A 23431-nucleotide genomic window follows, 5' to 3' on the forward strand; every position below is an offset into this window, starting at 1 on the left:
GCCCCCACGCTGCACCGGCCGCACCCCATGTCCACATCGCCATCGACCTACAACCGCCAGCGCCCCCTGCTGTGGCTGGTTTCGTTGGCGATCTTCATGCAGATGCTGGACTCGACCATCGTCAACACGGCCTTGCCGGCGATGGCGGCCAGCCTGGGCGAGAGCCCGCTGCAGATGCAGTCGGTGGTGTTCAGCTACGCGCTGGCGGTGGCCACCTTCATTCCCGCCTCCGGCTGGATCGCCGACCGCTACGGCACCCGCCGTACCTTCCTGGTGGCGATCATCCTGTTCACCCTCGGCTCGCTGGCCTGCGCGCTGGCCCAGCACCTGCACCAGCTGGTCGGTGCGCGCGTGCTGCAGGGCATCGGCGGTGCGATGCTGCTGCCGGTCGGTCGCCTGGCGGTGATGCGTTCGGTGCCGCGTGAGGATTTCCTGCGCGCGATGAGCTTCATCGCCATCCCGGCCCTGGTCGGCCCGTTGATCGGCCCGACACTGGGCGGCTGGCTGGTCGAGATCGCGTCGTGGCACTGGGTGTTCCTGATCAACCTGCCAATCGGCGTGATCGGTTTCATCGCTGCGATGAAGATCATGCCCGACCACTACGCCAGCCATCGCACCCGTTTCGACCTGCGCGGCTACATCATGCTGGCCTTCGCGATGGTGGTGCTGTCGTTGGCACTGGACGGCATCTCCGGGCTCGGAACGCCACATGCGCTGGTGATGCTGATGACCGTGGCTGGCCTGGCCGCGCTGGTCGGTTACTGGCTGCATGCCGCCAACTCCACCGCACCCTTGTTCTCGCTGGCCCTGTTCCGCGTGCCCAGCTACCGCATCGGCATCCTCGGCAACCTGTTCTCGCGCATCGGCAGCAGCGCCATGCCGATGCTGATCCCGCTGCTGCTGCAGGTCGGCCTCGGCCTGGGCCCGATGAATGCCGGCCTGATGATGGTGCCGGTGGCGGCGGCCGGAATGGTGTCGAAGAAGCTGGCGGTGAAGCTGGTCGAGCGCTACGGCTACCGCCGCGTGCTGATGGTCAACACCGTGCTGGTGGGCCTGGCGATGGCCAGCTTCATCCTGATGACACCCGGCCAGCATCTGGCCTGGCGCCTGCTGCAGCTGGCGTTCTTCGGCGCGGTCAATTCACTGCAGTTCACCGTGATGAACACCGTGACGCTGCGGGATCTGGACCGCGAGTTCGCCAGTTCCGGCAACAGCCTGCTGTCGATGGTGATGATGCTGGCCGCCGGTTTCGGCGCCGCGGCCGCCGGCAGCCTGCTGGCCGCATTCGGCAATCACCTGGACAGCAACAGCGCGACCGCCGCGCTGCACGCCACCTTCCTGTGCGTGGGCGCGATCACCCTGACCTCGACGATGATCTTCTGGCAGCTGCCGGACACCAAGCCCGAACCACGGCAGGTCGAGCACGTCGCGGAGTGAGGCGGTTCGGCAGGGTTGCACCCTGCACCCGCAGAGGCCGAAGCCGAAGCGACAGCGAGCATTCCGTGGGATGGCGCGGCGGTGTGGGCTTGCAGGACACGCCGTAAACCCGTCCATGGGGGCTCGATGGCGCCATCCATGGCGCCAACGGTCCTGCAAGCCCACACCGCCCCACCTCTGACAGGTTCACGCGGCTTTGGGTAACGGCGACTGTTGGAACGCGCGGTTGTTGGTAGGTGTCGACCTTGGTCGACACATCTGTCAGATATCGAATTCCAGATTGGGGTCAGAGCCCGTTGCGCAGCAACGGGATCCGACCCCGTGCTCCGACAGATCGCGGAAAACTGTCGAAGGCGGGGTGGGTCCGGTGGCGGGAGTGTCCGCGGCATGGGTCCGAGGCATGCCTCGGGCGGGTTGGGCAGGATGCCCAGCCCCGGTCTTGCCGTGTGCGCAGCAAGCCGCGGCCAAGCCCCCAGGGACGGGTTTACGGCGTCTCCCGCCACCGGACCCACCCCGCCATCCCACGGAATGCAGGCATTTGACGTTGACGTTGACGTTGGCGTTGATTCTGCAGGTGCAGGGCTGCAAGCCCCGCAATAAACCCTACCTTCCCATCACCCTGGCAATTGCTTCGACCAGCAGTTCCCCGGTCACCGGCTTGCGCAGGAAGCCGCCGATGCCGGCCGCTTCCACCTGCTGCTGAAGGTCCGGATCAGTGCGCGCGGTCACCGCCAGCAGCGGCAGCATGTAGCCCTGGTTGCGCAGGTGCTGCGCCAGTTCGAAACCACTCAGGCCCGGCAGGTCCAGATCCAGCAGGCCGACATCGAAATCACCCGCGCTGATCTCGCGCAGCGCCGCCAGTGCATGGCCTGCATGCACCACCTCATGCCCGCGCGCACTCAACAGGCCTCGCACCACGTCGGCCACGGTGGCATCGTCCTCGACCAGCAGCACCCGCAACGGCGGCATGTTGGCTACGTCCTCGCGATGCGCTTCGCCCTCGGCCTCGGCACTGGCATCGACCACCAACGGCAACGGCAGGGTCACGCCGAAGCAGGTACCGCGGCCCAGCTGGCTCTCCACCTGGATTCGTCCCTGCATCGCCTGCGCCAGTTCGCGGCAGATCGCCAGGCCCAGACCACTGCCACCGTACTGCGCGGCAGTGCGGGCACCATCGGCCTGCTCGAAGCGGCGGAACAACCGCTGCTGCTGTTCCTGGCTGATGCCCGGACCTGTGTCGCGTACCTCGAAATGCAACGCGCGCAGCTCGCCATCACTGCGTGCATGCAGGGTAATGGTGCCACGGCTGGTGAACTTGACCGCATTCGAGAGCAGGTTGAGCAGGATCTGGCGTACCCGCATCGAGTCGCCGGTGGCCTGCAGGCCTGGGGGCAACTGGTTGTCGAGGGTGAAGCGCAGGCCCTTCTGTGCGGCCAACGGGCCCATCAACGCCGTCAGATCCTGCAGCAGGCAGCTCAGCGCGAACGGCTTGGACTGCAGCTCCAGGCGGCCGGACTCGATGCGTGCCAGGTCCAGCGCATCGTTGACCAGGTGCAGCAGATGTTCGCCAGCGTGGCGGATCGACTGCGTGTAGCCGCGCTGCTGCGGATCCAGGTGCGAAGCCAGCAGCAGCTCGCTCATGCCGAGCACGCCGGTCATCGGGGTACGGATTTCGTGGCCGAGGTTGGCCAGGAAACGGGTCTTCGCCGCCGAGGCCTGCTCAGCCAGTTCCTGCTTGTGCAGCGCCAGCTGATAGGCGTGGCGGCGCTGCAGGCGGCGGCGATACAGCCAGGCGAACCAGCTGGTCAGCAGCAGCGCGATCGAGGCCAGCACCAGCAACCCGGACAGACTACGCCACCACGGCGGCTGTACGCGGAACTCCAGACTCTGCACCCGCGACCAGACGTGATCGGCCGAACGCGCCTGCACTTCCAGGCGGTAACTGCCCGGTGGCAGGCGCGAGAAAAGACGCTCACCGGCCGGTCCCACTTCCACCCAATCGGGGTCGTAGCCGGCCAGCCGGTAGCGGTAGCTGTTGGACGCCGAATCAGCGAACGACAGCAGGCGCGCGACGATGCGCAGGTCACGATCACCATCGGCAATCTGCAACGGCGTGTCGTGGGTCAGGTCGAGCACCTGGTCATTGCGACGCACCTCGACCCGCTCGATCACCAGCGGTGCACGCCGCACCGACGGTCGTACCTGCTCGGGGTCGAACACCACCACACCGGCCGGTGTACCGGCCACCAGGTGTCCGTCCTCCGACATCACCAGCGTGTGCTCGCGGAACTCCTGGCTGGGCAGGCCATCGTGCACACCGTACAGGCGCACGCTCTGGCCATCGGCGCCGATCCGTACCAGGCCGCGCGCGCTGGTGGCCCAGACCACCCCTTGCGCGTCGACCACCAGCCCGGACGCGGAAATCGCCGGATAGCCCTGCTCGGCGCCGACCACGGCCTGCCGTTCCAGCCGGCCCTGGCTCCAGCGGTAGCGCGAGAGGCGACCATCCTCGGACAGCCATACCTGGCCATCGGCACCCACGTGCAGTGCGTGGATCGCCGTCGCCGGCGCACCCGGCACCGGCTGGAATCGTTCGCTTTCCGGCAACCACTGCAGCAGGCCGCGGCTGCTGGCCAGCCAGATGTGGTCCTGCGGCCCGCATTCCACGTCGAGGTTGAGCTGCCCCTGCTGCAGGCCGCGCTGGCCGTTGTCCAGCTGACGGCGCAGGCGCCCGTCGAGGTCGCGCTGCTGCAGGCCGGACGACAGCATCAGCCAGAGGCTGTCGCCATCACAGGTCGTCATCGACTCGATGATGCCTTCCATGGTTGCGTCGGCGCCGGCGTCGCGGCCCCAGCGACGTAGATCGCGCTGCTCCGGGTCATAGCGCAGCAGGGCATCGTTCGAACCGATCCAGACCTGTCCACGGCGGTCCTCGCGCACCGAGCTCAGCCAGTGCATGCCGTTGACCCAGGTGCGGTGCTGTTCGATCTTGCCGGTCTTCGGGTCGAAGCGGTCCAGCGCACCATGGCTACCCACCGTCCAGATGCCGCCATTCCGGGATGGGCTGGTGCCCAGCACGTAGGCGTTGCGCAGCGAGCGGGAATCGTCCTCCAGCCGCGACAGCACCGAGAACTGCCACCAGCGGGGCAGCAGATGCCACAGCCCGGCGTTGGTGCTGGCCAGCCAGATGCCGCCTTCACGGTCCTCGTAGGCACCGGTCCAGTTCGGCCGTACCGGTCCACGTGCCACCGCGCTGTACAGCGGTACGGTCCGGTACTGGCCGTCGACCGCGCGGCCGAGGCCTGTACGGGTGTCCAGCCAGTTCCCGCCCTGTTCATCGCGCAGCATCATGCCCAGCACCTGCTCGCCTTCAGGCAGCTTCCACGGCGGCGCCTCGAAGCGACCATCAGGGCGGCGCACGATGGCGCCGGCCATCGTACTGATCCACAGGCTGCCGTCGGGCTCGGTGGTCAGGCCATTGATCAGGAGACTGGGAATGACGTCGGTGCCAATGCGTTCGAAATCGGTGCCGGTCCAGCGCGCAACGCCGTGCTTGGTGCCGATCCACAGGCTGCCGTCGGCCAGGGTAGCCAGATACGGAACCGATGCCGCAGGCAGACTGCGCGGATTGTTGGCTTCCGGCAGGAAGCGCTGCAACCGATCCTGGTTGTCCAGTCGGTACAACCCACCCTCGTGGGTTCCGAACCAGATCGAACCGTCGGGCGTAGTCGCCAGGCTCCAGACCGTGTTGGTGCCCATCAACGGCTGGCTGCTGCGGTCGTAGAAATGCAGTTGGCGGCGATCGGCCGACATCCGCACCAGACCGGCATTCTCGGTACCGATCCAGAGCTGGTTGCGCGCATCGACCAGCACCGTCCAGATGCGGTTGTCGCGCAACCCGTCTTCCGAGCGCCAGATCCGGTAGTTGCGTCCGTCGTAGCGGGCCAGGCCATCGTTGGTGGCGATCCACAGGTAGCCGTAGCGATCTTCGGCCATGCGATTGACGGTATTGGACGGCAGGCCGTCGAACACCGTCACCTGGCGCGGGCTTGGCGGCACCGGCTGCGCTGCAGCGGGTGACAGGCAGCACAGGAGGACCAGCAGCAGCATCGCCGCCCGCAGATACGCCACCGATTGCCTCCTCACGCTGCCCTGATGATTCCCGCGCTGCGGGCGTCGGCATGGTAAACCGAAAGTCGCGCCGTTCACGCCCGGCGCCGACGCTTTCACGTTGCGGTCTGTCGTTTTGTACGGGCCTGGGCGATCGCCGCCACCAGCATGTCGCCGGTGACCGGTTTGCGCAGGAAGCCATCGAAACCGGCAGCCAGCACCTGCGATTCGGCATAGGCATCGGAGCGCGCGGTCACCGCCACCAACGGCAGCTCATACCCCAGGGCACGCAGCTGGCGGGCGATGGCGGTTCCGTCCAGCGCCGGCAGGTCGAGGTCGAGCAGGCCGACATCAAAGCCGTCGGTGGCGATCTCCGACAGCGCGCCCAGACCATGCAGAACGTGCACCACGTCATGGCCACGGCTGCGCAACAGGCCTGCGATGACCTCGGCCACGGTGGCATCGTCTTCGACCAGCAGGATGCGCAACGGCGGCAATACCGGCTGCGCCGGAGCATCGCCCACTGCGACGGCCGCCTGCCGGGTCCAGGGCAGCGGCAACCGTACCCGGAAGCGCGCGCCCTTGCCCGGTTGGCTGTCCACTTCGATGCGCCCGCCCATCGCCACGGCCAGCTCCTGGCAGATCGCCAGGCCCAGCCCGCTGCCGCCGTAGCGCGATGCTGTGCGTGGGCCATCGGCCTGTTCGAAGCGGTGGAACAGGCGGTCCTGCTGCTCGGCATTGATGCCCGGGCCACTGTCATGCACCTCGAAGCAAAGGCCACCGCCGTTCTCCTCCAGGCGCACCGCCAGGCCGACATGGCCACGCTCGGTGAACTTGATCGCATTGCCCAGCAGGTTGAGCAGGATCTGCCGCACGCGCATCTCGTCGCCGCTGACACTGATCGGGCCTGGCGGATCGTCGCCACGCTGGAAATCCAGCTTGCGCTGTTTCGCCATCGGCTGCATCAGCGTCTGTACCTGGTCGAGCAGGCCGGCCAGGTCGAACGGACGCAGATCCAGCTCCAGTCGACCGGCTTCGATGCGCGCGAGGTCCAGCGCATCATTCACCAGCCGCAGCAGATGGCTTCCAGCCTGCTGGATCGAACCGGCATAGCTGCGTTGCACCGGGTCCAGCGGCGTGGCCAGCAGCAGCTCGCTCATGCCCAGCACCCCGGTCATCGGCGTGCGCACCTCATGGCCCAGCGTGGCCAGGAACCGGCTTTTGGCCTGCGAGGCCTGTTCGGCCAGTTCCTGCTTGTGCACGGTCAACTGCCATTGCTGGCGGCGACGCAGGCGCACCCGGATCGACCACACCAGGGTGAGCAGCAGCAGCGAGCCGATCAGGATGTAGCCGAAGATCGCCATGCCGCTGCGCCACCAGGGCGGCAGCACCTTCACCTGCAGCTTCTGTGAGGGTGTCCATGCACCACTGGCAGTGGCTGCCTGCACTTCGATGACATAGCTTCCGGTAGGCAAACGCGAAAGCGTACGCTGGCCGTTGCCGCCCTGCTCCACCCAGTTCTGGTCGTAACCGCGTACCTGGAAGCGGTAGCGGTTGCCCTGGGGATTGGCATATGACAGCAGTCGAGCGTCGATCTGCAGATCGCGATCATCCGGCCCCAGCAGCAATGTGCCAGCGTTCGGCAGTGGCTGCCAGCCACGCGCATCGTCGCGGCGCACGCGCACGTCGGCAATCACCAGCGACGATTCCGGCAGCACGACGTCAGCGGCATTCACATCGAAGGCGACCAGGCCGGTCTGGGCGACTGCCAGCACGCGGCCATCGGCATTCACCGCTGGCGGTCGGCTGGTGAATTCGGCGTCGGACAGGCCATCGCGTTCGTTGAACTGCTGCAGGCGCCGTGCCTTGGGGTCCCAACGCAGCAGACCACGCGGCGTGGTCGCCCACAGGCGTCCGTTGTCGGCCAATGCCAGGCCCCCCATGCTGACCGGTGGTACGCCGGCACTTCCATCGATGCGCTGGATCAGGCGCAGGCTCATGCCATCCCACTGGTAGCGCTCGAGCGCCCCTTGGCGGGCCAGCCACAGTTGTTGCGGATCAACCCACACCAGATCGTAGATCAAACCACGCGAGACACCCGGCACCGCCTCGAAGCGCCCGGCATGCTCGCGCCAGATGCCCATGTCGCCCATCACCCAGACCTTGCCCTGGGCGTCGAAACGGATCTGCTCGATCGGTGAATCGGCCGCCTTGCGGAAATCGTCCAGCGGATAGCTGCGCAGCACGCGGCCGTCGGCACTACGCTGCTGCAGACCCAGGTTCATGACTGAAAGCCAGACCGTGCCATCAGGCGCCTGGCGCATCAGATCGATGCGCTGGCGCAGGTCGGCGCCACCATCGATGTGCCAATCCTGCAGTGCGCGTGTCGTCGGGTCATACACAGTGATGCGACCAGCACGCCCCAGCCACAGGCGCCCATCCGGGCGCGGCAGCACCGACCACACCGCACCGCTGCCGATCTCACGATCGCTGGCCAGCAGGCGCAGCGTGCCGCGCGTATCCAGCTGGTACACGCCGTGCGCCGATCCCACGTAATAATTCTGGCCGTCACTGGCAGCGCTCAACAGGTACTGGCTGTCCAGTGGCTTGCCATCGAGCTGGTTCCAGATCGAAAAGCGGCGCCAATCCGGCGGCAGGTAGGCCAGGCCCTGGGTCAGCAGCGCCACCCACAATCCGCCCTCATGGTCCTGCAGCAGATCAAGCACGCCACTCTGCGCCGTGAGGAAGCCGCTGCCGCGGTCGCCCTCGAGCCGCCGCAGTGCGCTGGCATCGCCACGCAGCAGACCGTCTGATGTACCCGCCCAGTAGCCCCCCTGGCGATCGGCCAGCACCAGTGCCGAACGCAGGCGGGCACTGTCGATCCAGCGCGGGCGGCTGACCCGGTCCTGCGCATCGATGCGGTACAGACCGTCGTTCTGGCTGCCGATCCAGATCGAGCCATCCGGATCGCGACTCATCCGCAGCACGCTCAACACGCCCAGCTCGCGTGGTGCCACAGATTCGAATCCGCGGCCGTTCCAGCGTGCCACCCCACGCTCGGTGCCGATCCACAGGCGCCCCTGCGCATCAACCAGGCTGCTGTAGATGGTGTTGCTGGGCAGGCCGTCCAGGCGCGCGGGGTCGTGCTTGAAGAAGCGCAGGGTGCCATCCTCCCCGAATCGGCAGACACCCTGGCTGCTGGTGCCGATCCAAAGCGCATCCTCGGCGTAGGCCAGCGTCCAGAACTGGCCCAGGCACGGACCATTGACGGCATCGAAGGTCCTGAATCGCTCGCGGTCCGCATCCAGGCGTGCCACACCCTTGCCATTGATACCCACCCAGACGCGGTCCAGCGGATCGACCAGCAGGGTCTCGATCTCATTGCCGGGCAGCGAGCCCGGCTGTTCCGGATCATGTTCCCAGACCCGCAGGGTATCGCCGTCATAGCGCACCAGGCCACCGTCGGTGGCCGCCCAGATGTGCCCCTGGCGGTCCTCGGCCAACGCCAGCACCATGCGCGAGGGCATGCCTTCGGCTGCACCGAAACGGCGCAGGCGCGGTGTTTCTGCCATGTCCGGGGCCGCAGCTGCCGAGCTCAACGCCATCAGCAACAGCCCCATGCCCACGATGCCTCGGCACCACCGGCGCCAGCCACTCGTCATCCTGAACCCCCTGTCCTGGCCCGATTGTCACACAGGGCCGGGTTCATGGCTGCAACAGCCTGTTTCCACGGGTGGTCCCACCACGAACTGTTGCAGCCATGTGCGCATCGTTGGCAGGGGCCTGTGCGTATGATCACAGCGTCCCCTTCCGGAGCCCGCCATCGATGCGTCCCTGCCTGGCCCTGCTGCCCATGCTGCTCGCCACCGCCCCCGCCTGGGCGGACGCAGACACCTATCGCCTCGATCCGGTGCATACACGGGTGTTGTTCACCATCGACCATGCGGGCTACTCGCAGGCCATGGGTACGGTCTCCGGCAGTGAAGGCCGCCTGCAGTTCGATCCCGACAACTGGCGCGAAGCCACGCTGGACGTCGAGGTACCCGTGTCGCGATTGGACCTTGGTGACGCCAAATGGAACCAGGCCACGCTGGCCCGCAGCCTGCTCGACGGCGAGCGTTTCCCCAGCGCACGCTTCGTCTCCAGCCGGGTCGAACCGATCGATGCCAAGCGTGCGCACGTGATCGGTACCCTGACCCTGCGCGGCGTCAGCCAGGAAGTCACCCTGGACGTGACCCTCAATGCCATCAAGCGCTACCCCCTCCCCCCGTTCCGACGCACCGCCGGTTTTTCCGCCAGCACCACGCTGAGCCGGCGCGCGTTCGGCATCACCGCCTGGCCGGGCGTCATCGGTGATGCAGTACAGCTGAGGATCGAGGCTGAAGCCACCCTCGACCGCAGCGACGCCCCGGGAACTCCCGCTCCCGTTCCGCACTCCGACCCCAAGACGGCCCGCTAGAGGACCTTTCATGACCGCCAAGAACACCCCCGCCGCCTGGGGGAGTGTCAGCCAGATCCTGCATTGGTTGATCGCACTGCTGATCCTCGCCCTGGGCGTGGTCGGCCTGACCATGGGCGAACTGCCCAAGACCCCCAAGTACTTCTGGGTCTACACCGCACACAAGTCGATCGGCATTACCGTACTGGCGCTGGTGCTGTTCCGCCTCGGCTGGCGCCTGTACGCCGGCGCCCCCAAGCCGGTGCCGGGCGTGCCCAGCTGGCAGGAGCGCATCGCCAGCGCCACCCACGTGCTGTTGTATGTGCTGATGTTCGCCATCCCGCTGTCGGGCTGGCTGTACGACTCGGCCAGTGGCCTGCGCCCGTTCCGCTGGTTCGGCCTGGTCGACGTGCCCAAGCTGAGTGGCCCGGATCCGCAGGTCGTCGCGGTGTCCCATGCCCTCCACGAATACGGCTTCTGGCTGTTGATCGCGGTGGTGCTGGCCCATGCCGGTGCTGCCCTCTACCACCACCTGTTCCAGCGCGATGCGACGTTGTCCCGCATGTTGCCGCGCGGCTGGCTCGCCTCCCCTCAGAAGGACTGACCGATGAACCTGAAACTGACCACCCCGGCCGCCGTGGCCGCCGCCCTGGCCGGCATGCTGGCCACTGCTCCGGCGCTCGCCGCCGACTACGCGCAGGCTCCCGGCGCCGGTTCGATCCTGGTGTTCGCCACCAAGTACGACGGTGAAGTGTTCACCGGCAGCTTCCCGGGCTTTGCCACCAAGCTCAGCTTCGACCCGGCCAATCCGGCCGCCGGTTCGCTGGACGTGGTGATTCCGCTGGCCGGTGCCAAGAGCGGCAACAGCGACCGCGACTCGACCCTGCAGGGCGCCGACTTCTTCAACGTCGGCAAGTTCGCCACTGCGCGCTACACCGCCAAGGGCTTCCGCGCGGTGGGCAATGACCAGTTCGCCGCCGATGGCACGCTGGAGCTGCGCGGCGTCAGCAAGCCGGTCACCCTTACTTTCACCTGGAAGCCGGGCACCCAGCCGGTGCTGACCGGCAAGGCCACGGTCAAGCGCCTGGACTTCGGTGTCGGCGGCGGTGACTGGGCCGATACCAAGACCATCCCGGACGACACCGCGATCAGCACGATCGTGAAGTTCAACGCGAAATAAGCAACAGGCCGGGGCACCGCCCCGGCCATCATCTCCGGTAGTGCCGGCCACTGGCCGGCAACCTCACCGATCCGGGCAGTTGCCGGCCAGCGGCCGGCACTACCGATCGACGGCCAGCCAGGCCTGCACCGTGGCGGCATCGAACGGCCAGTCCAGCTCACGCTCGCCGCGCTCGTCACGCAGCACCGGCACCCGCGCGCCGTAGCGTGCTTCCAGCGCCGGCTGGTCATCCAGGAACACCGATTCGAACTCCGGGGCCCGCGCCTTGGCCAGTTCGGCCAGGGCCATGTCGCACAGGTGGCAATCGTCACGTTGGATCAGGGTCAACACCGGTCGGGCTCCCATGGCGGAAATGCTGCGCCGCAGCCATCGGATGGCCCGGCAAGCCGTTAGAATAGCGGCTTGTCCGGTACCCGCAGTTTGGCATCCATGGCTGTCAGCACGTTCGACGTTTTCAAGATCGGCATTGGTCCGAGTTCCTCGCACACCGTCGGGCCGATGAAGGCCGCCGAGCGATTCATCCATCGCTGGCTGCTCGATCCGGGCCGCCTGCACGAGGTCGCGCGCATCCGCGCCGATGTCTATGGCTCGCTGGCGCTGACCGGCCGCGGCCATGGCACCGACAAGGCAATCCTGCTGGGCCTGGAGGGCCAGCGGCCGAACCTGATCGACCCGGACATCATCCCGGCCACCCTGGAGCGCATCCGCAGCAGCAAGCGCATCCAGCTGATGGGCCAGCACGAGATCGCCTTCGACGAGAAGCGCGACCTCGGCATGAACAAGCGCCAGAAGCTGCCGTACCACACCAACGGCATGCGTTTCACCGCGTACAACGCCGACGATGAAGTGATCGCCACCCGCGATTACTACTCGGTCGGAGGCGGCTTCGTGGTCAACCAGGACGACGCGGCCGATGACCGCATCGTGCCCGACGAGACCCCGCTGCCCTACCCGTTCAAGAGCGGCGACGAGCTGCTGGCGCAGACCGCACGCAGCGGCCTGAGCATCGCCCAGCTGATGTTCGAGAACGAGAAGTGCTGGCGCAGCGAAGACGAGATCCGCGCCAACCTGCGCGAGATCTGGAGCGCGATGCAGTCGTGCGTCGCGCGAGGCATCCGCGAGGAAGGCGTGCTGCCGGGTGGCCTGAAGGTCGGCCGTCGTGCACCGGCGCTGTACCGCGAGCTGTCGTCGAAGCCGGAAGCGGCGATGCGCGACCCGCTGACCACGCTGGACTGGGTCAACCTGTACGCACTGGCAGTGAACGAGGAAAACGCTGCCGGTGGCCGCGTGGTGACCGCGCCGACCAACGGTGCAGCCGGCGTACTGCCGGCGGTGCTGCATTACTTCGACCGTTTCTGCCCGGGCGCGAACGAGCAGCGTGTGTTCGATTTCCTGCTGACCTCGGCGGCGATCGGCATCCTGTACAAGGAAAATGCTTCGATTTCCGGTGCCGAAGTGGGCTGCCAGGGCGAAGTGGGCGTGGCCTGCTCGATGGCGGCCGGGGGCCTGGTTGCGGCGCTGGGTGGCAACCCGAGCCAGATCGAGAACGCCGCGGAAATCGGCATGGAACACAACCTTGGCCTGACCTGCGACCCGATCGGCGGCCTGGTGCAGATCCCCTGCATCGAGCGCAACGCGATGGGCGCGGTGAAGGCGATCAATGCCTCCCGCATGGCGATGCGTGGCGACGGCAAGCACAAGGTGTCGCTGGACAAGGTCATCAAGACCATGCGCGATACCGGCCGCGACATGCAGGACAAGTACAAGGAAACCAGCCGCGGTGGCCTGGCGGTGAACGTCATCGAGTGCTGAGTTGTAGAGCCGAGTCCATGCTCGGCTGATCGGGTAGGAGCAGCCGAGCATGGGCTCGGCTCTACATCGGACGACACCGTCACCATGTTCCGGTTAGGCTCGGGGCTCCCCTGCCCCGGATTGCCCCCATGCGCGTGATCGCTGCTGCCCTGCTTGCCTGCCTGCCGCTGTCCGCGCTTGCCGCGCCGACCTATGGTCCGCGGCTGGAAGGTTTCGACTACGGCTATCCGGTGAAGATCTTCGCGCTGGAGTCGCAGCGGCAGCCACTGGAAATGGCCTATCTGGATGTCCTGCCCAAACGCCGCGCCATCGGCGTGGTGGTGCTGCTGCACGGCAAGAATTTCTGCGCAGCCACCTGGCAGCAGACCATCGCGCCGCTGCTGAACGCCGGCTACCGGGTGATCGCCCCGGACCAGGTGGGCTTCTGCAAATCCAGCAAGCCCGAGCGTTACCAGTACACGTTCGCGCAGCTGGCGGCCAATACCCACGCCCTGCTGCAGCAGCTGCAGCTGGAGGACATGCCGGTGCACCTGGTCGGCCACTCGATGGGCGGCATGCTGGCGGTGCGCTACGCGTTGATGTACCCGCAGGACCTGCACAGCCTGTCACTGGTCAATCCGATCGGGCTGGAGGACTGGAAGGCGCTGGGCGTGCCATGGCGCAGCGTCGATGCATGGTATGCCGGCGAACTGAAAACCAGCTATGACAGCATCCGCCGCTACCAGCTGGACGTGTACTACGACGGCACGTGGAAGCCGGCGTACGAACCATGGGCACGCATGCAATCAGGCATGTATGAAGGCCCGGGCAAGCAGGCCGTTGCGTGGAGCCAGGCACTGGCCTCGGACATGGTGTTCAACCAGCCGGTGGTCTACGAACTGAAGAACCTGCAGGTACCGACCACGCTGTTCATCGGCCAGAAGGACCGCACCGCGATCGGCCGTGACCTGGCGCCGCCGGAGGTGAAGGCGACGCTGGGCAATTATCCGGCGCTGGGCAGAGCAGCGGCCGAGGCGATTCCCGGCGCGACGCTGGTCGAGTTCCCCGAACTGGGCCATTCACCACAGGTGCAGAACCCCAAGCAGTTCAACAGCGCATTGTTGAAGGCCTTGAAGTCCCGCTGACCGACGGCTGCTTGTGTAGAGCCGAGCCCATGCTCGGCTCATCCAGCAGGAGGCGATTCCGCCAGGAGCAGCCGAGCATGGGCTCGGCTCTACACAAGCGATGCGGTCAACCTACGATCCGCAGTACATCATCCAGCAGCGCGGCTGCGGTGACTTCCGCGCCCGCGCCCGGTCCCTGGATCAACAACGGTTGGCGGCGGTAGCGATCACTGTGGATGGCCACGCGGTTGTCGGTGCCCGCGCCCTGTGCCAGCGGATGATCGGCCGGCAGCTCGCGCAGGCCCACCTGCGCCCCTTCGCCATCAACGCGGCCGACGAAACGCAGCACACGACCGTTGTCACGCGCCTGCTGCCAACGCGCCTGCAACGGCGCATCCAGTTGCTCCAGTGCGGCCACCGCATCTTCCAGCGGCAATGCCGCCAGCGCGTCAGGCACCAGCGAATCCACCTGTACCTGCGACGCATCCAATGCCAGGCCGCTGCTGCGCGCCAGGATCAGCAGCTTGCGGCGTACATCTTCGCCGGACAGGTCCAGGCGTGGATCCGGCTCGGTGTAGCCCGCCGCCAGTGCTTCCCGCACCGCCACCGAAAACGGCGACTGGCCGTCATAGCGATGGAACAGCCATGCCAGCGAACCGGACAGCACGCCTTCGATGGCATGGATGTGATCGCCACCGGCCACCAGCGCACGCAGGCTGCTCAACAGCGGCAGGCCCGCGCCCACCGTCGCGCTGTCGCCATAGCGTGCGCCACTGTCGGCACAGCTTTCAGCAATGGCCTGCGCGCGGGCCAGCTGCGCACCACGGCCCAGCTTGTTGGCGGTCACCACGTGCACGCCGCGCGCAAGCCACTGCACGTGGCGTGCGGCGACGTCTTCGCTGGCGGTGGCGTCGACCACCACGTCACCCCGTTCCAGCCCTTCGGCGCTCGCCCACGGCGGCGAACTCTGGCCATCGCGGGGTGCACGACGTGCCAGTTCCAAGGGCAGCGCCAGGTCGCGATCAATCTCCAGCGCGGTGCGTGAATTGGCCAGCCACTGCACGCTGGGCAGTTCCAGGCCACGTGCCTGCAACGCCTGGTAGCGCTGCACGAAGGCTGAGCCGACCGTGCCAGTGCCGAGCAGCGCCAGGCGCCCCGCGCCCAGCGCAGGAATGTCAGCGGCGAGCGCGCTCATGCATCCACCACCTGTTTGCGGCGCGCAGCCGCATCGATCACGGCTTCGGCGCGCTGCAGCGCTGCGCCGAGATCAGCCAGCAGGTCACGCTCGGCCTCGATGCCGACCGACAGGCGCAGCAGGCCCTCGCTGATGCCGGCGGCCGCGCGCGCTTCGGCGGTCATCGCTGCATGGGTCATGGTGGCCGGGTGCGCGATCAGGCTTTCGACGCCACCCAGCGATTCGGCCAGGGTGAAACAGCGCAGGCCATCGACGAACGCACGCACCGCCGCATGCGGATCATCGCCGGCGCAGTGCGCCAGTTCGAATGACAGCATCGCGCCGAAGCCATTCTGCTGGCGCGCGGCGATGGCGTGGCCCGGGTGATCGGCCAGGCCCGGGTAGTACACCGCGCCGACCGCCGGATGCTGGTCCAGCAGGGCGACGATCGACGCGGTGTTTTCCTGGTGCACGCGCAGGCGCGCATCCAGCGTGCGCAGGCCGCGCAGGGTCAGGAACGCATCGAACGGCGAACCGGTCAGGCCCAGTGCGTTGCCCCACCACACCAGCTGCTCGTGCAGTGCCGGATCGCGCGCGACCACCGCACCACCCACCACATCGCTGTGGCCATTGATGTACTTGGTGGTGGAATGCAGCACCAGGTCCGCACCGAACGACAGCGGCTGCTGCAGCGCCGGCGACAGGAAGGTGTTGTCGACCACCACGAGCGCACCGGCCTTGTGCGCGGCCTCGATGACGAAGCGCAGGTCGGTGATGCGCAGCAGCGGGTTGGACGGGGTTTCCACCAGCACCAGCTTCGGCTGCGTGGCCAGCGCCTGTGCCAGCGCGCGCGGATCGGTCAGGTCGGCGGTGACCAGCTCGAAGTGGCCCTTCTTCGCCAACGCGTTGAACAGGCGCCAGCTGCCGCCGTACGCATCGTGCGGAACCACCAGGGTGTCGCCCGGCTGCAGCAGCGCGTTCAACACCAGGTTGATCGCGCCCATGCCGGTGGCGGTGATGACGCCGCCGGCGCCACCTTCCAGTTCGGCCAGCGCTTCACCCAGCAGGTCGCGGGTCGGGTTGCCACTGCGCGTGTAGTCGTAGTGGCGCTTGTTGCCGAAACCTTCAAAGCTGAAGTTCGACGACAGCACGATCGGCGGCGTGACCGCGCCATGTGCGGTGTCCCGATCGATGCCGGCACGGACGGCGGCAGTGGTGCGACTACAGGACGGCTCGTTGGCGTGCAGGCTCATGCGGACTCTCCAGAGGTGCGGAAGGCGGTGACGAGGATCGCGTCGATGCGATCGGTTTCTTTGAGGAAGGCATCGTGGCCATAGGGCGAGCGCAGCACGCGCAGGCTGCCGCGCGGGCCCAGCCCTTCGACCAGGCCGACCAGGTCGGCCAGCGGCACCAGGCGGTCGCCCTCCACGGCCACCACCACGGTCGGCGGCAGGATCGCGGTGGGGTCGACGCGGTGCAGGTCGATCGATTCAGACAGGCGCAGGTAAGCGGTCACCGGCGTGCGCGCGACGTACTGCGCACCGGCCGCATCGAGATAATCTTCGGCGGCCACGCGCACGCGGCCATTGATCACTTCCGGCGCGGCATCGAAGCGCTCGCCGAACTCTTCCGGGGTGCGGTAGCTGAGCATGGCGAACTGCCGGGCCAGGGCCAGGCCGTGGTCTTCGCCGCACTGCAGCTGGCCCAGCGCGACCGCGCGGCGCTGCAATGCGCGCCAGGCGGCGGCATACGGATGCGGGCGATGCGCGCCACTGGCCAGCACCAGCTGGTGCACGCGTGCACGGTGGCGGATCGCGAACTGCTGGCCGACCAGCGCCCCGTAGGAGTAGCCCACGAACGCCTTCAGCGTGCGGATGCCGAGATGGTCCAGCAGCAGCGCCAGTGCATCGGCCTGGTCGGCGGTATCGATCGGCACATCCAGTGCACCGTCGGCGCCGATGAAGTCGAAGGCCAGTACACGCAGCTGCTGCGGATCCAGCGCGCGCCCGCTGCCGACCAAGTCTTCGGCCCAGCCCTTCTCGCTGAACTGTGCATTGGACGCCACATGGCGATGGGCGGAAATGCCGCCGGCCAGCACCACCACCGGCGCATTGGCCGGGCCGACCCACTCATAGCGCAGGCGCACCGGGCTGGGGCCGGCGTGACGCATCGACAGCACCGCGGCGAACTCACCGCGCTCGGCATGCACGCGGTCTTCGACCGGCACGCTGACGGGGACAAAGGGTTCGGGGCGAAGCGCGGTACTGGCGGCGAAGCTCATGGCGGGATCCGGTTGGGGAATCGGCCATCGAGCCTTCGCGGGGCCCGCGTTCGAGATGCACGTGGGGTGCATGGTTCGAACCATCTTTCGGTGGACGCCACGGTCCCCGCAGGATTTGGCACCTACGCAGACGCTTGCGCGCCTGCGGGCTGCCCCGGCTTCAAAGGGCCTGTCCCTCTGCCGGTCTCGATGGTGGAGCCACGATGCCAGCCCTTTCCGGCACTGTCAATCCCTTCATACGGATAAAGCGATGAATATTTTCAACGCAACTATGCGAAGGCGGTCGCGGCCGTCCTGTTCAGGATCGGCTACAGTCCCGGCGGTCCCTACCCACTGGAACCACTGATGCTGCGCCTGCCCCTGACCTGCCTGCTGTTGTCCCTGCTGGTGAGCACGACGGCCAGCGCCGGTGACTGGCGCCAGGGCTGGGGACTGGTGCCCAAGGCCGCCCCGGCCGCTCCGCCCCCCCGTGGCGAGGCCGCGCAGAGCGCTGCGCCGATGGCCCAGCTGCGCCTGCAGCCGCTCGGCGAGCACTGGCAGGCCCGGGTCGACAACGCACTGGCCGGTCCGCTGCAGGTCGAACTGCGCGCCGCGCCCGGACGCCCGGTCGAAGGCCTGCCGGTGCAGTCGCTGATACAGGGCGACAGCAGCCTGGTGGTCGGCCACCTGCCCGCCCCGCTCGATGGCCGCACGCTGGATCTGCGCCTGCAGTCGGTGCCGGGCAACCCGGCCGCACAGGCCGAGGATGTCGCCTACCGCCTGCCGTTCGATACGACCCGCCCACGCGTGGACCAGGCGCCACAGGGCCGATTCAGCCACGATGACGAGGAAAACCGCGATGCGGTCGACTTCGCGCTGCCGGAGGGCACCCTGGTGCTGGCCGCGCGCGAGGGCACGGTGATGCAGATCCAGGATGGCTTCCGTGGCAACGGCCAGGACCGCGAACGCGATGGTGCCCGCGCCAATTTCATCCGCGTGCTGCACAGCGACGGCAGCATGGCCCTGTACGGCCACCTGCAGGCCGGCGGCATGCGCGTGCGCCGTGGCCAGGCAGTGGGCGCCGGGCAGCCGATCGGCCTGTCCGGCAACAGCGGCTACAGCAGCGCGCCGCACCTGCACTTCGTGGTGCAGGTCAACCGCGGCATGGGCCTGCGCTCGGTACCGGTGCGCATCTTTGCCGAGCAGGGCCAGTTGCAGTTCGCCCGCCAGGGCGAGGCCGACGGCGGTACCGGGCGCTGACCGGCCCTGGCCGGTATAATCGAGCGCTTATCTCTTTGAAAAGCGCCCCGGGCGGGCGCCACTGCCATGTCCGAAGTCGCCAACGAAGCGTCGCGTCGCCGCACCTTCGCCATCATCTCCCACCCTGACGCCGGCAAGACCACGCTGACCGAAAAGCTGCTGCTGTTCGGAGGCGCGATCCAGATGGCCGGTTCGGTCAAGGGCCGCAAGGCCGCCCGCCACGCCACTTCCGACTGGATGGCGCTGGAAAAGGAACGCGGCATCTCCGTCACCTCCTCGGTGATGCAGTTCCCGTACGAAGGCAAGATCGTCAACCTGCTCGACACCCCCGGCCACGCCGACTTCGGCGAGGACACCTACCGCGTGCTGACCGCGGTGGACTCCGCGCTGATGGTGATCGACGTGGCCAAGGGCGTGGAAGAGCGCACCATCAAGCTGATGGAAGTCTGCCGCCTGCGCGACACCCCGATCATGACCTTCATCAACAAGCTCGACCGCGAGGGCAAGGACCCGATCGAGCTGCTGGATGAAGTGGAAACCGTGCTGGGCATCCAGTGCGCGCCGGTGACCTGGCCGATCGGCATGGGCCAGCGCCTGAAGGGCGTGGTCCACCTGCTGACCGGCGAAGTGCACCTGTACGAACCGGGCCGCAACTTCACCCGCCAGGACTCGACCATCTTCCCGTCCATCGATGCGCCCGGCCTGGCCGAGAAGATCGGTGCGCAGATGCTGGCCGACCTGCGCGACGAGCTGGAGCTGGTGCAGGGCGCCAGCCACCCGTTCGACCTGCAGGCCTACCGCGCCGGCAAGCAGACCCCGGTGTTCTTCGGCTCGGGCGTGAACAACTTCGGCGTGCAGCCGTTGCTGGACTTCTTCGTCGAGCATGCGCCGTCGCCGCAGGCACGCTCCACCACCGGCCGAGAGATCGCCCCGGAAGAGAACAAGCTGACCGGCTTCGTGTTCAAGATCCAGGCCAACATGGACCCGCAGCACCGTGACCGCGTGGCGTTCATGCGCGTCTGCTCGGGCCGCTTCAGCGCCGGCATGAAGACCTTCCACGTGCGCACCGGCAAGGAAATGAAGCTGGCCAACGCGCTGACCTTCATGGCCAGCGACCGCGAGATCGCCGCCGAGGCGTGGCCGGGCGATGTGATCGGCATCCACAACCACGGCACCATTTCCATCGGCGATACCTTCACCGAAGGCGAAGCGGTCACCTTCACCGGCATCCCCAACTTCGCCCCGGAACTGTTCCGCCGCGCACGCCTGCGTGATCCGCTCAAGCTCAAGCAGCTGCAGAAGGGCCTGGCCCAGCTGTCCGAGGAAGGTGCGACCCAGTTCTTCCGCCCGCTGACCAGCAACGACCTGATCCTGGGTGCGGTCGGCGTGCTGCAGTTCGACGTGGCCGCCTACCGCCTGAAGGACGAGTACGGCGTGGAAGCCACCTTCGAGCCGGTCAGCGTGACCACTGCGCGTTGGGTCCACTGCAGCAACGAGAAGAAGCTGGAAGAGTTCCGCGAGAAGAATGCGCTGAACCTGGCGCTGGATGCGGCCGGCCACCTGGTCTACCTGGCACCGACCCGGGTCAACCTGCAGCTGGCCCAGGAACGCTCGCCGGACGTGCGCTTCTCGGCTACCCGCGAAGCGGCGCATACCGTTTCGGTGGGCTGATGCCACGGGGTCGGATCCCTTTCCGGCAGGAAAGGGCTCTGACCCCGGCCGTCGCAGGCGGTTCATCCCCGCAACACAGGAATTCACCGACCATACGGTGACGGGCGTGCACACACCGCCCATCGCGGCGATGATAGGGGGGTGCGGGTCCCCCTCCCCGCGAACGATGCCTACGCCATGTCCACGACTTCCGTTGCTTCGATCCGCGAAGAAATCGCCAGCGCCCTGACCCACGGCCTCGGTGCCGTGTTTGCCCTCGGCGCCGGTGCGGTGCTGATCACCCTGGCCGCCATCTACAGCGATGGCTGGCAGCTGGCCGGCGCCATCGTGTTCGGCATCGCGCTGCTGCTGCTGTACACCGCCTCCACCCTCTACCACGCCATCCAGCACCCGGTCGCCAAGGGACGCCTCAAGGTGTTCGACCACTGCGCGATCTACGTGCTGATCGCCGGCACCTACACCCCATTCACCCTGATCGGCCTGCGCGGCCCGTGGGGCTGGGGCCTGTTCGCCGCAATCTGGACCCTGGCCCTGGCCGGCGTGGTGTTCAAGCTGTTCTACACCGGCCGCTTCAAGCGCCTCTCGACTGCCATCTACGTGGCCATGGGCTGGCTGGTAATCGTGGCGATCAAGCCAATGCTGGCCTCGATCGACGGCTGGACGCTGGGCTGGCTGCTGGCCGGTGGCCTGTCGTACACGCTGGGCACCTACTTCTATCACCGCGAATCGATCCCTTACTCGCACGCGATCTGGCACCTGTTCGTGATCGGCGGCAGCGTCTGCCACTTCGTCGCGGTCACCATGCAGGTGCTGTAGATCCCAGTCCGTGCGCGGTGCGTGCACACCGCGCACATGGACGCTTCGCGCCCCGTCCACGATGAGGGAGCAACCATGGCCGCGTGAATGCCGCCGCCTCCCCCGCCGCGCCGCGCACCTCGCGCTGGCGCCTCCGTCGACCCGGCCCACGTGGCCGACGCTGGCTGACCGCCCTGGTCTTCCTGCTGGCGGCGATCCTGGTGCTGATCGCCCTGTGGGACTGGAACTGGTTCAAGGGACCGGTCGAGCGTGCCGTGCAGGCGCGTACCGGCCGTGTGCTGCACATCGGGAACCTTGATGTCGACCTCGGCCGCACCAGTACGATCCGCGCCGATGCGATCACCTTCGCCAATGCCAGCTGGGCGAAACAACCCGATATGGCCAGCGCCGACCGCGTCGAGATCGATGTGCGGGTCTGGCCCCTGCTGCGCGGCAGCGTACAGCTGCCTGAAGTACGCCTGACCCGGCCGGACGTGCTGCTGGAAACCGCGCCGCGCAAGGGTGAACCCGGCAACTGGGATTTCCTCGGTGACAGCTCCGGCGGTACAACTCTCCAGCTCAAGCGCCTGCGCATCGACGACGGCCGCCTGCAGTTCCTCGATGCGCTGGGCCGTACCGACATCCGCGTGGACGTGCGCAGCGGCCAACCCAAGCAGGCCGACGCCGCACCACCCCTGCTGGTGCAGGGTAAGGGGCACTGGCAGGGCAATCCGTTCACCCTTCGCGGCGGCACCGAATCTCCACTGCAGCTGACCGACAGCGACCACCCGTTCCGCATCCACCTCGACGGCCGGGCCGGCGCCACCCACGCCATAGCCAGCGGTACGTTGACCAACCCCTTCCAGCTGCGCGTGTTCGACCTGCAGTTCGCGCTCAGCGGGCAGGACCTGGCCGACCTCTACCCGCTGCTTGGCATTGCCATTCCGCCCTCCCCGCCCTACGCGTTGAATGGCCGCCTCAAGCGCGACCACAACGTCTGGCGCTACGACGCTTTCACCGGCAAGGTCGGTGACAGCGACCTCGGCGGCAATCTGCAGTTCGAAGTGGGTGGCGCACGCCCGCGGTTGACCGCTACGCTGGAATCCAAGCGCTTGGACTTCGATGATCTGGCCGGTTTCGTCGGCGCCCCACCGAAGACCGGCGGTGGCGAAACCGCGAACGCGGAACAGAAGATCGAGGCCGCGCGCATCGCCGCGCGCGCGCGGGTGCTGCCCGATACGCCCTACAACCTCGGCAAGCTGCGTGCGATGGATGCCGACGTGCGCTGGAAGGCCCACCGCATCAACGCGCCATCGCTGCCATTGGATGACATGGATGCGCACCTGTTGCTGGATGACGGCGTACTGCGGCTGGACCCGCTGAACTTCGGCGTGGCCGGAGGCGATATCCGCAGCACGATCCGCATGGACGCGCGCCAGCCGCAGATCAGTACCGCGCTGAAGGCCAGTGTGCGCGGCGTGCAGCTGGGCCAGTTGTTCCCCGACGCCAAACTGGCCGAACAGGCCAAGGGCGGCATCGGCGGCGAAGTGGACCTGAGCGGTCGCGGCAACTCGATCGCCGCAATGCTCGGCAGCAGCAGCGGCAAGGTCGGCCTGGCGATGGGTCGTGGTCACGCCGGCAACCTGGTGATGGAACTGGCAGGGCTGGATATCACCGAATCACTGAAATTCCTGGTGACCGGCGACAAGCAGATTCCCCTGCGTTGCGCCTTCGCCGACTTCGGCGTGCGCGACGGCCTGATGACCAGCCAGGCACTGGCGGTGGACACCACCGACACGATCATCATCGGCGAGGGCACGGTCAGCCTGCGCGACGAGACCCTGGACCTGCTGCTGAAGCCACGACCAAAGGACAAGAGCATCCTGGTACTGCGCTCGCCGTTGCACATCGCCGGCACCTTCAAGGACCCGTCATTCCGCCCGGACTTCAAGGCGCTGGGCATCCGCGGCGCGGTGGCCCTGGCACTGGGCAGCATCGCCCCGCCGGCGGCGCTGTTGGCAACCATTGAACTGGGGCCGGGCAAGGACGCCGACTGCGGTGGGCAATATGCGAAGTAGGAGCGGATGTTCGCGGCGCCCCGTTTTTCCGCGCGTAGAGCCGGAGCAAGGCGACAGGCAGGACACGCCGTAAATACGTCCCTGTAGGCTCGGTCGGCGCATCCATGCGCCTC

General features: G+C 67.4%; 16 protein-coding genes and 1 riboswitch. Of the genes, 10 read left to right on the top strand and 6 right to left on the bottom strand.

All coding sequences use genetic code 11. From position 1 onward, the window contains the following. The first annotated feature begins 27 nt into the window (after positions 1 to 27). Entirely contained in the window at positions 28 to 1437 is a 1410-nt protein-coding gene (gene mdtD, locus SriyCCGPB3_RS16160; RefSeq protein ID WP_010482759.1) for a multidrug transporter subunit MdtD, read from the top strand. Positions 1438 to 2040: 603 nt separating this feature from the next. Here mdtD and SriyCCGPB3_RS16165 read toward each other — a convergent pair. Both SriyCCGPB3_RS16165 and SriyCCGPB3_RS16170 read right to left on the bottom strand, forming a co-directional pair. Continuing rightward, positions 2041 to 5568: a hybrid sensor histidine kinase/response regulator gene (locus SriyCCGPB3_RS16165; protein WP_350259502.1), complete on the bottom strand. Its 3528-nt coding sequence runs from the start codon at positions 5566 to 5568 to the stop codon at positions 2041 to 2043. 95 nt (positions 5569 to 5663) lie between these two features. After that, positions 5664 to 9209, bottom strand: a complete 3546-nt coding sequence (locus SriyCCGPB3_RS16170; protein ID WP_350259503.1) for a hybrid sensor histidine kinase/response regulator — start codon at positions 9207 to 9209, stop codon at positions 5664 to 5666. A 164-nt stretch (positions 9210 to 9373) separates the two neighbouring features. Here SriyCCGPB3_RS16170 and SriyCCGPB3_RS16175 point away from each other — a divergent pair, with 164 nt between their 5' ends. From SriyCCGPB3_RS16175 to SriyCCGPB3_RS16185, 3 genes are read left to right on the top strand one after another with little or no spacing between them, the layout of a single operon-like run. Further along, a complete protein-coding gene (locus SriyCCGPB3_RS16175) occupies positions 9374 to 10006 on the top strand; it encodes a YceI family protein (RefSeq protein WP_110713196.1) in 633 nt (210 codons plus the stop codon). Positions 10007 to 10016: 10 nt separating this feature from the next. Further along, positions 10017 to 10589 (top strand): cytochrome b, encoded by a 573-nt coding sequence (locus SriyCCGPB3_RS16180; RefSeq protein ID WP_153855745.1) that lies wholly within the window; start codon positions 10017 to 10019, stop codon positions 10587 to 10589. A 3-nt stretch (positions 10590 to 10592) separates the two neighbouring features. After that, complete coding sequence (locus SriyCCGPB3_RS16185; RefSeq protein ID WP_110713200.1) at positions 10593 to 11165, top strand: YceI family protein; 573 nt, start codon at positions 10593 to 10595, stop codon at positions 11163 to 11165. Between the two features lie 99 nt (positions 11166 to 11264). Here the strand turns inward: SriyCCGPB3_RS16185 and SriyCCGPB3_RS16190 are convergent, their stop codons facing one another. Beyond that, entirely contained in the window at positions 11265 to 11495 is a 231-nt protein-coding gene (locus SriyCCGPB3_RS16190; protein WP_110714365.1) for a glutaredoxin family protein, read from the bottom strand. A gap of 99 nt (positions 11496 to 11594) precedes the next feature. On the opposite strand from SriyCCGPB3_RS16190, the gene SriyCCGPB3_RS16195 reads away from it, so the two are divergent. Both SriyCCGPB3_RS16195 and SriyCCGPB3_RS16200 read left to right on the top strand, forming a co-directional pair. Continuing rightward, positions 11595 to 12977 (top strand): L-serine ammonia-lyase, encoded by a 1383-nt coding sequence (locus SriyCCGPB3_RS16195; protein WP_049456519.1) that lies wholly within the window; start codon positions 11595 to 11597, stop codon positions 12975 to 12977. Positions 12978 to 13105: 128 nt separating this feature from the next. Then, positions 13106 to 14101 (top strand): alpha/beta fold hydrolase, encoded by a 996-nt coding sequence (locus tag SriyCCGPB3_RS16200; RefSeq protein WP_153855743.1) that lies wholly within the window; start codon positions 13106 to 13108, stop codon positions 14099 to 14101. Between the two features lie 106 nt (positions 14102 to 14207). Here the strand turns inward: SriyCCGPB3_RS16200 and SriyCCGPB3_RS16205 are convergent, their stop codons facing one another. Genes SriyCCGPB3_RS16205 through metX form a run of 3 tightly spaced genes read right to left on the bottom strand, consistent with a single transcriptional unit; the run spans position 14208 to position 17535 of the window. Beyond that, on the bottom strand, positions 14208 to 15275 hold the full coding sequence (locus tag SriyCCGPB3_RS16205; RefSeq protein ID WP_110713203.1) for a homoserine dehydrogenase: 1068 nt from the start codon (positions 15273 to 15275) through the stop codon (positions 14208 to 14210). Continuing rightward, positions 15272 to 16507 carry an O-succinylhomoserine (thiol)-lyase gene (locus SriyCCGPB3_RS16210; protein WP_153855742.1) on the bottom strand — a complete coding sequence of 412 codons (1236 nt, stop codon included), beginning with the start codon at positions 16505 to 16507 and terminating at the stop codon, positions 15272 to 15274. Before SriyCCGPB3_RS16210 ends, SriyCCGPB3_RS16205 begins: the two co-directional genes overlap by 4 nt. Further along, complete coding sequence (metX, locus tag SriyCCGPB3_RS16215; protein WP_153855741.1) at positions 16504 to 17535, bottom strand: homoserine O-succinyltransferase MetX; 1032 nt, start codon at positions 17533 to 17535, stop codon at positions 16504 to 16506. Before metX ends, SriyCCGPB3_RS16210 begins: the two co-directional genes overlap by 4 nt. 77 nt (positions 17536 to 17612) lie before the next feature. Continuing rightward, a riboswitch (SAM riboswitch) is annotated at positions 17613 to 17731 on the bottom strand. Positions 17732 to 17880: 149 nt separating this feature from the next. On the opposite strand from metX, the gene SriyCCGPB3_RS16220 reads away from it, so the two are divergent. The 4 genes from SriyCCGPB3_RS16220 to SriyCCGPB3_RS16235 all read left to right on the top strand — a co-directional run bounded on the left by SriyCCGPB3_RS16220 (position 17881) and on the right by SriyCCGPB3_RS16235 (position 23318). Continuing rightward, positions 17881 to 18774 carry a M23 family metallopeptidase gene (locus SriyCCGPB3_RS16220; RefSeq protein WP_153855740.1) on the top strand — a complete coding sequence of 298 codons (894 nt, stop codon included), beginning with the start codon at positions 17881 to 17883 and terminating at the stop codon, positions 18772 to 18774. A gap of 66 nt (positions 18775 to 18840) precedes the next feature. After that, positions 18841 to 20445, top strand: a complete 1605-nt coding sequence (locus SriyCCGPB3_RS16225) for a peptide chain release factor 3 (RefSeq protein ID WP_049401409.1) — start codon at positions 18841 to 18843, stop codon at positions 20443 to 20445. Positions 20446 to 20622: 177 nt separating this feature from the next. Next, positions 20623 to 21261, top strand: a complete 639-nt coding sequence (gene trhA / locus SriyCCGPB3_RS16230; RefSeq protein WP_110713209.1) for a PAQR family membrane homeostasis protein TrhA — start codon at positions 20623 to 20625, stop codon at positions 21259 to 21261. A gap of 83 nt (positions 21262 to 21344) precedes the next feature. Next, complete coding sequence (locus SriyCCGPB3_RS16235; RefSeq protein WP_324187309.1) at positions 21345 to 23318, top strand: AsmA family protein; 1974 nt, start codon at positions 21345 to 21347, stop codon at positions 23316 to 23318. Positions 23319 to 23431: the final 113 nt, after the last annotated feature.

Origin of the sequence: Stenotrophomonas riyadhensis (genome assembly GCF_040256885.1) — a bacterium.
GTDB lineage: Bacteria > Pseudomonadota > Gammaproteobacteria > Xanthomonadales > Xanthomonadaceae > Stenotrophomonas > Stenotrophomonas riyadhensis.